General features: G+C 39.0%; 9 protein-coding genes. 3 read left to right on the forward strand and 6 right to left on the reverse strand.

Annotated features, from left to right (window positions below):
- Positions 1-98 precede the first annotated feature (98 nt).
- From U859_RS0128605 to U859_RS32120, 5 genes are all read right to left on the reverse strand, one after another.
- Positions 99-1,853: a RagB/SusD family nutrient uptake outer membrane protein gene (locus U859_RS0128605; RefSeq protein WP_025146637.1), complete on the reverse strand. Its 1,755-nt coding sequence runs from the start codon at positions 1,851-1,853 to the stop codon at positions 99-101.
- A 94-nt stretch (positions 1,854-1,947) separates the two neighbouring features.
- Positions 1,948-5,022 (reverse strand): SusC/RagA family TonB-linked outer membrane protein, encoded by a 3,075-nt coding sequence (locus U859_RS0128610; protein WP_084153179.1) that lies wholly within the window; start codon positions 5,020-5,022, stop codon positions 1,948-1,950.
- A 35-nt stretch (positions 5,023-5,057) separates the two neighbouring features.
- Positions 5,058-6,797 carry a RagB/SusD family nutrient uptake outer membrane protein gene (locus U859_RS0128615; protein ID WP_025146639.1) on the reverse strand — a complete coding sequence of 580 codons (1,740 nt, stop codon included), beginning with the start codon at positions 6,795-6,797 and terminating at the stop codon, positions 5,058-5,060.
- A 92-nt stretch (positions 6,798-6,889) separates the two neighbouring features.
- On the reverse strand, positions 6,890-10,075 hold the full coding sequence (locus U859_RS0128620; RefSeq protein WP_029986267.1) for a SusC/RagA family TonB-linked outer membrane protein: 3,186 nt from the start codon (positions 10,073-10,075) through the stop codon (positions 6,890-6,892).
- A 168-nt stretch (positions 10,076-10,243) separates the two neighbouring features.
- Positions 10,244-10,384, reverse strand: a complete 141-nt coding sequence (locus tag U859_RS32120) for a hypothetical protein (RefSeq protein ID WP_162800080.1) — start codon at positions 10,382-10,384, stop codon at positions 10,244-10,246.
- Positions 10,385-10,547: 163 nt separating this feature from the next.
- Between U859_RS32120 and U859_RS0128625 the strand changes: the two genes are divergently transcribed.
- Positions 10,548-11,567 carry a LacI family DNA-binding transcriptional regulator gene (locus U859_RS0128625; RefSeq protein WP_025146641.1) on the forward strand — a complete coding sequence of 340 codons (1,020 nt, stop codon included), beginning with the start codon at positions 10,548-10,550 and terminating at the stop codon, positions 11,565-11,567.
- 458 nt (positions 11,568-12,025) lie between these two features.
- Here U859_RS0128625 and U859_RS0128630 read toward each other — a convergent pair whose 3' ends face one another.
- On the reverse strand, positions 12,026-13,258 hold the full coding sequence (locus tag U859_RS0128630) for an MFS transporter (protein WP_025146642.1): 1,233 nt from the start codon (positions 13,256-13,258) through the stop codon (positions 12,026-12,028).
- Between the two features lie 170 nt (positions 13,259-13,428).
- Between U859_RS0128630 and U859_RS0128640 the strand changes: the two genes are divergently transcribed.
- Together U859_RS0128640 and U859_RS0128645 are read left to right on the forward strand one after the other, a co-directional pair.
- Positions 13,429-13,872, forward strand: coding sequence for a MarR family winged helix-turn-helix transcriptional regulator (locus tag U859_RS0128640; protein ID WP_025146644.1), 444 nt, complete (start codon positions 13,429-13,431; stop codon positions 13,870-13,872).
- Positions 13,873-13,917: 45 nt separating this feature from the next.
- Positions 13,918-14,754, forward strand: a complete 837-nt coding sequence (locus U859_RS0128645; protein ID WP_025146645.1) for an MBL fold metallo-hydrolase — start codon at positions 13,918-13,920, stop codon at positions 14,752-14,754.
- Positions 14,755-15,068: the final 314 nt, after the last annotated feature.

The following is a 15,068-nucleotide window of genomic DNA, read 5'->3' on the forward strand; positions in this document are numbered from 1 at the left end:
AAGTTTTAATATTAATTAATTGATCGTTTTCAAAACTAACAATTAATTAACGGACGGTGTTTCCACCGCCCGCCTAAATTTGAGCAAAATCTAGTTTTTTATTGATATCCGGGATTTTGTCCCAAACTTGGTGCTTTGTTTAATTCTGACTGTGAAATTGGATACAGGTAATTTCTTGCCGCAAATACCCTGTTTTCTACCGTAAACGGTGTATAAGTAAAAGTAGTTGCAGATAATGGGGTAATTTTCATACCTGTAACCGGTTTATTAAAAGTAATTTCTCCTTCTTTCCATCTGCGTACATCATAAAAGCGGTGCTCTTCGAAACACAACTCTACCCTACGCTCACTATGGATTCTTTTACGTAATTCGTCTTTTGTTGGAGCTACATAACCGTTACCAGCAGCACTGGTGGTTTGCAATGCGGGCATGGCTACACCTGTTCTGTTACGGATCATGTTTAAAACCCTTAAAACTTCTGTCTGCCCGGCTACACCCTGCACTTCGTTTACGGCTTCTGCATAATTTAAAAGTATTTCTGCATACCTGAACAAGATCCATGGGCGACGGATATTTGTTGCTGTACCTGTCCAAACGGCACTTTCACTCAAATATTTACGCATGTAATAACCCGTTTTAGTGGCATTAACATTAAGTCCTAAACCATCTTTACCACCCACAAAAGTTTCTACAGGTTTACCTTTAAAATTGTTGGCGGCAACAATAGGCTGTATCGAAGCAGTATTGAACATCACGGTAAAACCTAACCTTGGATCGCGGTTTGCATAAGGATTTGTTGCTACATAACCTGAACTGGCATCGGTGATTGGCCTTCCCGTTGTTTTCATTTCAAAAGCATCAACCATTTCCTGAGTTGGATTGGTACGGCCGGTAGCACCATCATAACTGATAGGCGCATTGGTGCTTTCGATAGAATTGGTATTAAGTGTTTGAGTAGCAAAAATAACTTCTGTGTTATAGGCTGCACCTGATACATTCCACAACCAAATGTTAGGATAAGAAGTGTAAATATTGTGCTTACCAGTATCCATTAGTCTTTTAGCTGCATCAAGGGCAGCCTGCCATTTGGTAACATCGTTGGTTGGGTTATATTGAGGACTGGCTGCATATAACAACATTCGCGATTTAAGTGCCATGGCCGAAGTTTGTGTAGCCCTACCGCGGTTGGTGGTATTCCACTCCGATGGCGAAAGCGGTAACCTGGTTATAGCTGCTTCACAATCTGCCGAAATCTGTGCCACACACTGATCGAAAGTATTTCTGGGTACATCAAGTTTGTCGTTAATGGTTAAGGTTTTGGTTACAATAGCAAAGCTACCATAACGTTTAAGCAGTTCGAATTCGAAAAATGCCCTTAAAAAATAAGCCTGACCTTTTAAACGCTCTATTTGCGAGGCATAAGTCTGATTTTCGGCTACGTTGGCGGGCAAAACTTCATCAATTGGAACAATTGCCGCGGCATCGATCTTTTCGAGAAACATATTGGCTTTTCTGATGCCTACATACATATCTACATAAACATCGTCAAAGGTTCTAACCGGACTCCAGGTACCATTGTTTAGTGTAGAAATTGATGCATTTACGTTCGAGTTTACCGCTTCGTCAGTTCCAGATGCCAGTAGTGCGCCATCGCCTAAATTATATCGGTCAGAAACCACAGAATATACGTTGTTCAGAAAATTCCTTGCATAATCAGGATTTGCCCATAACTGTGCTTCAGTAATATCGTTGGTCCCGCTAAAAGATCCATCCTGAAGAAAGTCATCTTTTTTACATCCAGCTACCTGTAAGGTTACAAAGGCAAGGATCAGATAAAATATATTTTTTTTCATCTTTTTTTTATTTATTTCAACGGTGATGAAGCTATCATGATTTTAAGCATATCTTAAAAGTTGTAAAATCATGATGGTTTCATTGTCTTATCTTTTAAAATTTCAAGTTCAACCCAAGTGAATAAATTTTCATATAAGGATATGAAGCATTGTATCCCGATTCGGGCAATTCCGGATCGATAGGTAAATCGCCAAGTTTATCAAACGTTAACAGGTTTAGTCCACCTACATAAAAACGCAGCTGTGAAATTTTTAACCTTTTGATAAATGCCGGAGAGAATGAGTAACCTAGTTCAACATTTTTTAGCCTGATGTAATCGCCGGAGCGGATCCAGAAATCAGAATTGGCTGTGTTGTTACCCCTATCGGTTAATAATAATCTTGGATAAGGAGCACTTGTATTAGTTGGTGTCCACCTGTCTACACTAAACTGGCTTAAATAACCGTTATTGGCATTACCTGAGTTAACCAGGTTCTGAATGGTAATAGAACGGCCGCTTGTACCCTGGAACAAGAAATTCAGGTCGAAATTTTTAACGGATACTGAAGCACCAAAACCAAAAAATGCTTTAGGTACAAAGTTGAAATCGGTTCTAACCCTATCCAGGTCGTTAATTAAACCATCACCATTCTGATCAACATATCTGATATCGCCAGGTTTTACCGATCCTGACAACATTTGTTTTGGCGCAGCATCGATCTCAGCCTGTGATTGGAAGATTCCGTTAGAAATTAACATGGTAGAAATATAACCAGCACCAGTAGTTGCAGTTGCTGCAGGCGAAATTACACTCGAAATTGGGTGCCCCAATTGTTTTTGATAAGATGGTAAACCAGCTCCTTCGTTTATGGCAAGGATTTTACTTACATTATAGGTAAAGTTCCCGAAAACGTTCAGGTTGACTTCACCTATTTTTTTGTTATAGTTGATACCTGTTTCAAAACCCCTGTATTCAGCTTCTCCTTCGTTCACATAAATTAAACTCTGACCGAGTAAACTTGGCAATAAAGAAGCCGTGGTTAAATCTTTCCTGTCTTCGTAAAAATAATCGGCACTGATTGATAATGATTGTTTAAACAATTTGGCATCGAAACCGAGACTGGTTTTATAGGCTTTTTCCCAGGTTAAGTCGGGATTTGCCAAAGCCAGCTGTCCGGTTCCGCTCACCCCTGTAAAAGCAGTCCCAAAATTATAACCGGTTGTACTTCTGCTGTAGAAATCGTTAAAGGCAAATCTTCTGGCCGAGCCAATGGCATCGTTACCCACTAAACCATAAGATCCCCTGATTTTTAACAGGTCTAAGAAATTGCCGGATCCTTTCATGAAATTCTCATCAGAGATAATCCACCCGGCAGATGCAGCAGGGAAAAAACCATATCTTTTGCCCGGTGCAAAATTCTCTGAGCCTGAATAATTAGCCGTTACGTCAACAAAATAACGTTGAATAAAATTGTACGACAGGCGGTTAGACCAACCTTCTCTTCGAACATCCAAACTTCCGAAAGAAGATAAATTTGCCCTCGAAACCCTTGTTGAGAATTTAATATCGTGTTTACCGAAAGTACGATTGTAATCAAGACCAGCCCAAAACTCACTTTTTTTAACGTTACCAGAAAAGGCATTTCCCTGATAGTTTACTTTGCTTGCTGTACCAAATGGCGAATAAGTACCATCTGCATTAAGCACTGCGGTTGCATAAGTTTCAGCAAAACCTGAGCGGTATAAACCTGCAATATCGTAAGCATAAAAAACCTCGCCAGATAACCCTTTTAAAATGCCGTCCATTTTTTGGCGGGCACTGATGGTTGCAATCATGTTCCGCATTAAATCGGTACTAGCACCTCTTGATTGCATCATCGCCAATGGATTGCTTTGCTGATAAACGGACGTTCCACCATACGATCCGTTAGGATTTAAGATAGGGAAAGCATTAGCAGGGGTAGAATATACCGCAGTTAAAAAAGCTCCTGTACCTGCATTTGGGAAAGTTAGCGTGGTAATCCTGCCGCCGATATCTAAAGCTACATCTAAATTTTTATTTACATGCAGATCTAAATTGGTACGGAGGTTATAACGGCTAAAATCGGTATTGGCATCATAAGTTTCACTATTGCCACCTTTATAAAAACCGCCTTGCTGGTAAGCACTTAATACGGTATAATACTTTATAAAAGCATTACCGCCTGTAACAGAAGCTACATAACGTTGTGTAGGCGCCACTTTTTTGGTAAAATCCCTTACAAAATTGTTGTTTGGGTATTTTATCGGGTCGGAACCAGTTTGATAAGCCTGTAAAGCTTCCGGGCCATACACTGCTGTACCACCACTGTTAACGGATGCTTCATTATAAAGTGTAGCATAAGAGTAAGCATCTAAAGGCGCTGTAATCTGCAAAGGAGCCTGTAAACCGGCCTGTGCATCGAAACTTACTTTGGTAGAAGTTGCACTGCCACGGCGTGTTTTTACATAAATTACACCATTACCACCATACATACCATACCAGGCTAGTGTTGCAGCATCTTTTAATACACTTACGCTTTCAATTTCATTTAAATCCATCGAGGTGAAGTCTCTTTCAATACCATCTACCAGCACCAATGGTTCCTGATTGCTGTTATAAGATGAGCGTCCCCTAACTAAAAAACTCGATGCATCGTAGCCAGGTTGTTGTGAGCCACTTGGATATACAGCCAAACCTGCAAGCCTACCTGTAAAAACATTGGTTAATGAAGATGATGGGATCTGAGGCAGATTTTCTGCCCTGATGGTACTAATGGTTGCGGTAACTTCTCTTCTTTTTCTAACTCCAAAAGGAATATATACCAAATCATCATCTCCGGCATCGACCAAAGATTTGATTAAAACCACATCAGCTTTACTTACCTCTGATGCTGGTTTTAATATGGTTCCATAGCCCACAAATTTAAATACAATTACGTCGCTACTTGTTGCATCTATTGAAAAGGAACCATCTGTGCCCGTAGAAACAGCTTTATTGGTTTTATCCTCCTGAATGGAAATGGCTACACCAGGTAGCGGTTTCTTGTCCTGATCTACAACTTTCCCGGTTATGGTCAATTTTTCATCAGGTTTTTGCCCATAAACATTCAGCATTCCTGCCATCATGAATAAGAGACATATAATATATTTTGATTTTATAAATTTCATTTTGAAAATCTTTTAGCGTTATATGATTAAATCAACTATTCCCAGCCCGGATTTTGGGTTAAAGCCCCTTTACTTTTGTAAATTTCGGCTCTGGGGATTGGGTAAAGATTTTGCGCCTCTGTCCAGCTTTTTTGAAAGGTTGGGCCAAGCACTATCGGGCTATAGGTAAAACTGCCATTGCTGTTTTTTACCACATCCATACCTTTCATCGGAACAGCGATGGTTTGTGCACCGATCTTCCAGCGCATAATATCGTACCAACGGTGATCTTCAAAAGCCAACTCTATAGCGCGTTCATGTCTGATCGCTATGCGCATTTCATCCTGTGTCATATTTGCTTTCAAACCAAAAAGACCCGTACCTTCCTGAATTCCAGCACGCTTACGCAGGTCAGTAAGAACTTTATAAACTGTAGCGTCTCCAACAGTGTAGTTTGCTTCATTCTGTGCTTCTGCATAATTCAGCAATATTTCGCCATAACGGAAATAGAGGTAGTTTAGTAAAGTTGTACTTCCGCCAACAGTCCTGTACACTTCTGGCCAGTATTTTTTGCAATAGTAACGCGTTGCAGTATAAGTAATGGTTGTACTGTAATCTTTACCATATAATGTTTTACCATTAGCATCTGTGGTGGTCCACATTTCGATTTTTCTACCCTGCCAGGCTAAATCGTTATAAATAATGTTATTATAAAAACGTGGCTCACGGTTTAAATAAGGCTTTTGCGGATCGTAACCAGAAGTAGGATCGGTTATGGCTTTACCGTTGGCCATTTCGTACATATCTACGTGGTTTTGAGTAGGATTCATTTGTCCCTGAGCACCACCGGAACCAGGCGACATCGAAAAATCCTGCATCATCTCTCCAGCTAAAGGTGTAGGGCCTTTAATCCGCATCATGATATATTCTGGTGAGTTTGGAAGATTTAACAAATCGCCATAAGTGGCTTGTAGCGAATACGCTTGTTTAGCCAAACCATCAACGCCTTTCATTACTTCGGCAGCAGCAGTAGCAGCAGCCTGCCATTTGGTTTTATCGTTATTTGGATTATTTAACGGACTTGCAGCATACAATAATACGCGTGCTTTTAATGCCAGCGTAGCACCAAGTGTTGGGCGGCCGTAATTAGAAGCACCATAATCCGTATCAGTGCCCAGTTTGGTAAGTGCAACTTCAATATCTTTTAGGATAAAATCAGTTACCTGGGCAAAAGAACTCCTTGGGATACTGTTCATATCATCAGTTACCGCATACACCTTATCTATAATGGGTACGCCACCAAACCTTTTGGTTAGCTCGAAATAAGATAATGCACGCAGGAAGCGCATTTCGCCTTCTACACGTTTGGCATCAAAAATTGGAACGGAAGCATTTGGAGATGGAGGTACCTCTCCTATCCTGGCCAGCATTTTATTTTCTACAGCAATGCCTGCGTACATCAATTTCCATACGCCATAAATATCGTTTAGCGATGGTCCGTTAGAATGATCATGGTATAAACCTCTGTTCAAAGAAGTTACCGAACCTTCCGAGTTTCCTGAAACGGCCTCATCAGAAGCCTGAGCGGTACAGCCCCGGTGATCGTTAAAACGCACATATTTGGTAATGACATAGTTGTAAGCATTATCGGCAAATCTTGCGGCCAATGCGGGATCTGCAAAAATATCATCCTCACTAATGGCAACTCCCGGCGTACGTTCTAAATAATCTTTTTTACAAGAAAAAGAGATGAGCGTTAATAAAAGAATTGCTGTAAATATTTTATAATTTTTCATTTGCTTATATTTTTTTTTAGCGGCGATGAAGCGATCATGAGCATATTAATTACTGTTTGAGAGCGGCATGCTCATGATGGTTTCATTTTTTCTTAGAATTGAACGTTTAAACCAAAATTGTAAACCTTTGATGTTGGATAAATCGATTGCAATGGAAAAGCAGTATTAATGGTGTTTACATTTTCAGGATCTGTATAAAATTTATACTTCGTCCAGGTGTAAAGATTCTGCCCCTGTACAAAAACCCTCACGTTGCTTAACTTTAATGCTGTGGCCCACTCTTTAGGTAAGTTCCACGCAAATTCTACGTTTCTGATTTTTAAATAAGAAGAATTTTGCAAAGTGAAATCGTTTAAAGCATAGTTTAAAGATGCTGTTCCTCTTGCATGTATCACCGGCCAGGTTGCGGTTGATGCAGTTGCAGGTGTCCACGAATCGAGCATAAAAGGATACATTTGCTGCCCATTGTTCTGTTCGTTCAAAATAACATTCGAGCTTACGTTTCCAACGCCCTGAAATAATACAGAAAACGAAAATCCTTTGTACAAAATACGTGGGCTAGCACTATACACATACTCAGGCGTATTGGTATGGCCAATAGCTTGCTGATCTAAACTGGTAATAATCCCATCGCCATCTAAATCTTTAAATTTTAAATCTCCGGGAATTGGTGAATAACCCTGTAATTTTGGAGAAGCGGCAATATCGGCTGCCGATTGGAAGAAACCATCTGTTACATATCCAAAAAACTGGCCAACACTGGTTCCCTTTCTTACCAATGATGGAGGTAAACCATCTGGTTCATCATTTTCTACAATCCTGTTTTTAGCATAACTTAACTGGGCGTTTAAACCAAGTGTTACACTTCCAACCTGTTTCTGGTAATCAAGTTCAACCTCGTAACCTTTGTTGTAAACAATACCTTTGTTGAAATTCGGATAGGTATGTCCATAAAGGGCAGAACCACTTAAAGATGGTGTTAAGATATCTCTTCTGGTTTCGTCGAATAAATCAACCGTTACTCTTAAGTTATCTTTAAATAAACGGGCTTCAAAACCAATGTTACGTTTAGTACCTGTCTCCCATGTTACTATCGGGTTTCCAAGATCGTTTCCGGTTGCACCAAAAAACTGTGGATCCCTGATCAGAATGGTTGGATAATTGGTAATGGAATTTGGATTTCCGAATGGCGCTACCTGACCACCCGCTGTAGTAGTGGTATAAGTAGAATAACTGGTTAAGAACAAGAAACGGCTATCCGAAATCCTGTCGTTACCTACTAAACCATAACTACCCCTGATTTTTAAATAAGATAGAATATCATTCTTTTTCCAAAAAGGCTCATTAGTTAAAGTCCAGCCCGCTGATATAGCCGGGAAGAAGCCATAACGCAAACCCTGGGCAAAATTTTCTGATCCGTTGTAAGAAGCATTAAACTCTGCGAAATAACGTTCGTTATAATTATAGGCCACACGGCTGGCAATACCTTGTGATGCTTTTGGAGGCGCGGTAAATGCCGTAGTACCAGTTGATTTGATTAATTGCCTTGTACCCAGTAATAAGGCACTAACATTGTGTTTTCCAAAATCGCGGTTATAATCAAAGCCCGCTTGTAGATTCATATTGGTACTGCCTTCAGTTACACCGCCATCTTGTACGGCACCTAAAGGCTCATCACGGTTACGCGTATCAGTTGATAAAGTTGCTTCGCCAGTAGCCGGATTATACACATAAGCAGCCCAGTTGGCATTTCTTCTTTCGGTATTGTTATAATAAGAATCGTAACCAAATACTGTTTTAAAGCCTAATCCTTTAGTAATGAAACCTAATTTATAATTCAGGTTAAATGTACTTTCAATGGTGTTATTATCATCGTTACGTGTTCCAAAACGTGTTAAAACCGCATAAGGATTCCAGATATTGGTACCCACATTCGGGTTGGCCGTTATCCTCCCGTCAGGTAAAGTAACCGGATAGGCATAAGCCGGAACCTGCAGAATACGCGAAATCATCCCTTCAATCGTATCGTAAGAAAATGCAGAAGAAGACCTTAAACCTGCAGGCTGATAACGATCAGCAAAACGCCCGCCTAGTTTAATCCCAACAGTAAAGTCTTTGTTAAGGGTTAAATCTACGTTCGAACGGAAATTATAACGGTTATAATTTGGTACGGTATTAATTCCGTAAGGTGAGTCGAACTTCTTGAAAATCCCGTCCTGAAAAGCATAACCAGCCGAAACAAAGTATTTGGCAATTTTAGTTCCGCCATTGATATTGATATTATGCTGTGTTTGTGAATAATATTTTTTGGTTAAATAATCAAACCATTGCACATCAGGATAACCAATCGGGTCTGATTTGTCCCTGAATTTCTGTATCTCCGCGTCAGTAAAAAATGCAGGTTTACCATCGTTTAGGTAAGATTGATTTAACAAAGTGGCACTTTCCAAAGCCGGAAGTCCAATGGCCAAACCAGTATAGGTTTGTAGTGCATAATTACCTGTGTAAGTTACTTTTGGCGCACCAATTTTTCCTTGTTTTGTGGTAATCACAATGATACCGTTAGCGCCGCGGATACCATAAATGGCCGTAGAAGCCGCATCTTTTAACACGGTAATGGTTTCAATTTCGCTGGCATCCACATCTGAGAAACTCGGACGTTCAACCCCATCAACCACTACAATTGCAGCGTTATTGGCACCATAGGTGGCCACTCCCCTAACTTTTAACTGGGCACCATCTGCCCCCGGCTGGCCACTCGTTTGAACAGCCAATAAACCCGGTAAACGACCTATTAAACTATTGGTTGGGTTTGGCGTGGGCGATTTCATGATCTCTTCAGAGTTGATCTGTGCAATGGCTCCTGTTAAGGTAGATTTTTTCTGTGCGCCATAACCAACCACTACAACTTCATCCAGCCCCTGAGAGTTATCTTCGAGCAGGATGGTTAAGCTGCTTTTGCTATTTACAGCAACCTCTTTGTTAATGTATCCAATATAAGTAAAGGTTAATGTTGCATTTTCTGCTGCCTTAATTGAAAATTTACCGTCATTATCGGTTACTGCGCCTGTTGTAGTACCTTTAACCCTTACACTTACACCCGGCAAGGTAATTCCTTTACTATCTTTTACCGTACCCGTTACTGTTCCCTGCGCAAAAGCAGTAAAGGAAGAACTGATCAGAAAAAGAAAAGTTAAGATATAAAGCATTTTATTCCATTGAATTTTCTCAAATCCAATGCAGGTAAAAGTCTTCTTCAAATTGTAAAGTCTATCCATAATTGTTATAAAAAATTAAGTCTATTCGGTTAAAATTTAATGTTTAGTTAATAGTCAGACAGGTAGATTTACGTGGGTAAATCCATTAAGTCTATTCAAAATGTGTATATCATATTGCCTTTCAGGAATCAGATCGGCGTGGTAGAGGAAGACAGCGGTTAATTTAAGCTAGGCATCCTGAGGATTGTAAGATTTTGTCTTAAAAGCGTAACATTTTGGAGGCAAAGCGAAATTCGTTCCTCCAGCTAATCCTGATACTCCGGTATAAGCCCTTTTTAAACTGAAGCAAGTGTGAGATGATTTCATCATGTTTATTTGGTTAGTTTGTGTTAGTGGTAACGAATTTAGAAAAGCTTAAAAGATAAAAGTGTTTTTAAATAGCCTAAAACGCTATAAAATCCACTGAAACTACATTTCAAACGTTTGAAATAATTAGATTTTTTTTCTTATCTATGCATAGAGATTGGAAAAGATGACGAACAATACCCCTGTTACACTAAAGTTCTTGGCTGAAAAGTTAAAGATGTCAGTATCAACAGTATCAAAAGCCCTTAATAACTACCCCACCATTAACGAGTACACTAAGAAACGTGTACAGGAAATGGCTAGCGATCTGCATTTTACACCAAATAAATCGGCCATTAACTTAAAAGAAAAAAAGTCGCGGATTATCGGTATTATCTTACCCAACCTTTTAGATCACTTCTTTACACGCAGCATTTATGGTGTAGAACAATTTGCTACACAGAATGGATATAATGTGATCATCAGTCAATCGCACGACGATTTAGAAAAAGAGATTCAATCGGCAAACATGTTGTTAAGGAGCCGTGTTGATGGTTTAATTGTAGCCATCTCAAAAAATACGCAGGATTTTGCCCACCTGGATCAGTTCGAAAATATGGGCATCCCGGTAGTTTATTATACCCGAAACCCGAGTTTCAATTTAAGTTGCCATAAAGTATTGGGCAATACTTTTCAGGGTTGCTATCAGGCTACCAAATTTTTGATTGACAGAGGTCATAAAAAGATCGCCTACCTTGGCGGACCGAAAATGATCAACTTTACGCACGACCGTTTCAATGGTTATATCAATGCATTAAAAGATAATCAGCTACCTTTTTCAGCCGAACTGGTAGCTTATACCGATTTTGATAAAGAAAACACAATTTCAGCAATCAAGAATCTTTTTGCCAATCCGGAAAATATGCCTACCGCCCTTGTGGCCTTTAAAGAGCCTATTTTATTTGATGCGATAAAATATCTGAGATCAATCAATCATCCTAAATTTAACGAAATCGAATGTATCGGTTTTGGCAATACTTCATTTATCAGCTATCTCGATTCGCCGCCTATAGCTTCGATAGAAGAAAATCCTGAATCAGTAGGCGAAAACGCAATAAAGCTATTGCTTCAGCTGATCAATAAAGAAATCGACATCCAGAACTACCAAAAAGTAATGGTAGATTGTAAGTTGATTGTGCACGGGTAAATGCGCGTAGCGTATAGCGGCTGGCGTGTAGCGTTTTAACCTACCTTATTAAAATCTGCGGAAAACCATTTGCACCAAACCTTAATCTTTCTTAACTCCTTAATGATAACAAAACCTTATTATAATTATTCAGCATTAAGAAGTTAAGGTAGTTAAGAAATTGTTGAGAAAACCTTAATCTTTCTTAACTCCTTAATGGTGACAAAAAACTTATTATAATTATTCAGCATTAAGAAGTTAAGGTAGTTAAGAAATTGTTGAGAAAACCTTAATCTTTCTTAACTCCTTAATGGTAACAAAACCTTAGTATAATTATTCAGCATTAAGAAGTTAAGGTAATTAAGAAATTGTTGAGAAAACCTTAATCTTTCTTAACTCCTTAATGATAACAAAACCTTAGTATAATTATCCAGCATTAAGAAGTTAAGGTAGTTAAGAAAATCAAAAAAGCATATCACCTAACTTCCTAATAAGGAAAATTTATTCTTCAATTGATTGCGATGATTTTCATTATAAACAAATGCTGCTACAATTAATAAACCGGCAACACCTTCAAAAGCCACAACCACTTGCGTGCCGAAAAGATGCGCCAGATACCCCATTAATAAACTTCCGATCGGCAATACCCCCTGATAAGCCATGATATAATAGCTTAAAGTCCTCCCCCTCATTACATCATCAGCGTGCGTTTGCAGATAAGTATTGATAGATGAAGTTTGCGCCATTAAACCCAAAGCCGCTAATCCGGTACAGATTAAAGCCAATATTAATGATGGAGATATCGCCAGCGCCACTACTGATATGGCCAATAAAATCCCCGACATCATCACGATTTTCTGTAAGTTTTGGCCAGCTTTTAAAGTGGCCATATAAATGGCTCCAAAAAATGCGCCAAATCCGGCCGCACTTTCGAACCAGCCAAAAGTAGTGGCATTTCCGTTAAATATATCTTTCGCAAATACAGGAAGCAAAGTGGTAAATGGAATGACCAATAAACTCGAAGCAGCCATCATCAACACCATAGAGGCCAGATCTGGAGATGATTTCAAATAATCATAACCCTTTTTAAGATCAATCCAGATATTTTCTTTAGATTTTTGATGTTCAGTCAGTTTTAATTTCATCATCACCATACAGCCCAGTACCGCGATAAAACTTATAAAGTTGATCAGAAAACAGATATCCTCGCCCAGGGTACTCAAAATTACCCCTGCCAGCGCGGGTCCAATCAACCTCGCCGCATTAAACATCGAAGAGTTAAGTGCAATGGCATTTGGTAAATCTTCTTTATCATCAATCAAATTTACCATTAGCGATTGTCGCGCCGTTACATCAAAAGCGTTTACCAGTCCCTGTACCAGCGAAAGCGCTGCAATCCAGAACATATCGTACACTTTAAACCAGATCATTAAAGCCAGGGCACCCGCCTGAAGCATCAGGATGATTTGGGTAATCACCAAAATTTTATACTTGTTATGCCTGTCAACATAGCTCCCCGCATAGGGAGCGAGCACCAATGAAGGGATTAAACTTAAAAATGTAATCAGCCCCAACAAAAATGCCGAACCTGTTAAACGATAAACCAACCAACTGATGGCCACGCGCTGCATCCATGTACCAATTAATGAAATGGCCTGACCTGTAAAAAATAACCTGTAATTATAATGCCTTAGCGAACGAAAAATACTCATGTTTAAAATAGTAAAGTAACTTTACAAAAATAGAAAAATTTATCATAACCTTAAAATCAAAAAAGCCTACTTTTATCAGTTTAAAATCATAAATTAAAGATTTTATAAAATCAAGATCAGTTATGATTAAAAATAAAAGCTTATATTTGTAAAGTTTATTTACCATTAATATGCCTACTCAAACACAAGAGATTGCAGCCAGATTAAGAAGCACGGTTACCCGGCTAACCCGACAGTTGCGCAGACAGAACGTAAGTTCGGAGTTTAGCAATGCCGAGTTGTTAACCATGTCGCTGCTCGAACAACACGGTAAAATGTTATCGACAGAGCTTGCTGATATGGAAAGGGTATCTAAACAGGCGATTTCGCAGATCATCAACCGTTTATTTGATGCAAAATGCGTGGAGCGCTTTCCGAGTGAAGAAGATAAACGGAAAATATTTATCGGTTTAACCAAACTGGGCGAAAAACACATCATTGCCAGCAGAAAAATCAAAGAAGAGTGGCTGGCACAAACATTGGAAAAAATATTTTCGTCAGAAGAGATTAACCTGATACAGGCTTTCCTCCCACTCCTATCGCGCCTGGTAGAGCACAACGGCACAAGAATATAGTTTTACTTTTTCATTCACCAAATAAGCCTTATCTTGCAGAAGAATATGGCATTATATTTTACATCAATAAATTCGGGGAGTAACGGCAACTGTTACTATGTGGGGAACGATAATGAGGCCGTTTTGGTTGATGTTGGCCTAACCTGCAAAGAAGTAGAAAAGCGCATGGAGCGCCTGGGCTTATCGGTAAACAAGCTTAAAGCAATTTTTATCTCTCACGAACACAGCGACCACATTAAAGGCTTAGCTGTTTTTGCAAAAAAACATAAACTTCCGGTTTACATCAGTACACCTACCTTAAAAAGCAGCCGGCTTTTACTCGATTCAAATAACACCTTTCCATTAAATCATTTACAAAATATCCAGATCGGAAATTTAAAAATCTCCGCATTTTCTAAATTTCATGATGCAGCTGATCCTTACAGTTTCACCATAGAATGTAATGATGTGAGGGTTGGGGTATTTACCGATATTGGCGCAGTGTGCGACCGCTTGATTATGCATTTTAAGAACTGCCACGCAGCTTTTTTAGAGGCAAACTACGATACTGAGATGTTACAGAATGGCCGTTATCCTTATTTCTTAAAACGAAGAATTATGGGCGGTCATGGTCACTTAAGCAATACACAGGCTTTGGAGCTTTTCATAAACCATAAACCTGAATACATGAGCCACTTGTTATTGAGCCATTTATCGAAAGACAATAACGATCCGGAGTTGGTTGAAAGTTTATTTAAAAGCGTTGCGGGTGATACTTTTGTAAAAGTAGCTTCCAGATATGAAGAAACCGAACTTTATTATGTGGGTGGCAATCAAAATACAACAGTTTCCTATACATTTGATCCAAGCCTTTATCAGCCTGAACAGCTTAACCTGTTTTAACATCGCAAAGTCAAAAATAAACTGCTTTTTTGTTACAAAACCCTATATTTTGAGTGTTTTATGCCTATTCAACCTAAAAGGCAAATAGTCTGATCTAAAAAATTAAAATAATTTCAATTTTCCGAAAACATTTTATTTATACAGCGGTTATATATACACTTCATAAATAGTTTGTTTGGTTTAATTGGGGCTTATGGATTTAAGCCCCTTTCTCTTGCCCAAAATTTTCCAATTCTTTAATATATAATGCATAAAAAAAGGCAAAATGGCTTAAACCACTTTACCTTTTAATTATTTGAAGAAGCGAAAGATTA

Origin of the sequence: Pedobacter jeongneungensis (assembly GCF_000633455.1) — a bacterium.
GTDB classification, from domain to species: Bacteria; Bacteroidota; Bacteroidia; order Sphingobacteriales; family Sphingobacteriaceae; genus Pedobacter; species Pedobacter jeongneungensis_A.

Excerpts from the sequence above, each read along its gene's own strand:
- U859_RS0128605 (WP_025146637.1), bottom strand. The coding sequence starts at position 1,853 with ATGAAAAAAAATATATTTTATCTGATCCTTGCCTTTGTAACCTTACAG.
- U859_RS0128610 (WP_084153179.1), bottom strand. The coding sequence starts at position 5,022 with ATGAAATTTATAAAATCAAAATATATTATATGTCTCTTATTCATGATG.
- U859_RS0128615 (WP_025146639.1), bottom strand. The coding sequence starts at position 6,797 with ATGAAAAATTATAAAATATTTACAGCAATTCTTTTATTAACGCTCATC.
- U859_RS0128620 (WP_029986267.1), bottom strand. The coding sequence starts at position 10,075 with ATGGATAGACTTTACAATTTGAAGAAGACTTTTACCTGCATTGGATTT.
- U859_RS32120 (WP_162800080.1), bottom strand. The coding sequence starts at position 10,384 with ATGATGAAATCATCTCACACTTGCTTCAGTTTAAAAAGGGCTTATACC.
- U859_RS0128625 (WP_025146641.1), top strand. The coding sequence starts at position 10,548 with ATGACGAACAATACCCCTGTTACACTAAAGTTCTTGGCTGAAAAGTTA.
- U859_RS0128630 (WP_025146642.1), bottom strand. The coding sequence starts at position 13,258 with ATGAGTATTTTTCGTTCGCTAAGGCATTATAATTACAGGTTATTTTTT.
- U859_RS0128640 (WP_025146644.1), top strand. The coding sequence starts at position 13,429 with ATGCCTACTCAAACACAAGAGATTGCAGCCAGATTAAGAAGCACGGTT.
- U859_RS0128645 (WP_025146645.1), top strand. The coding sequence starts at position 13,918 with ATGGCATTATATTTTACATCAATAAATTCGGGGAGTAACGGCAACTGT.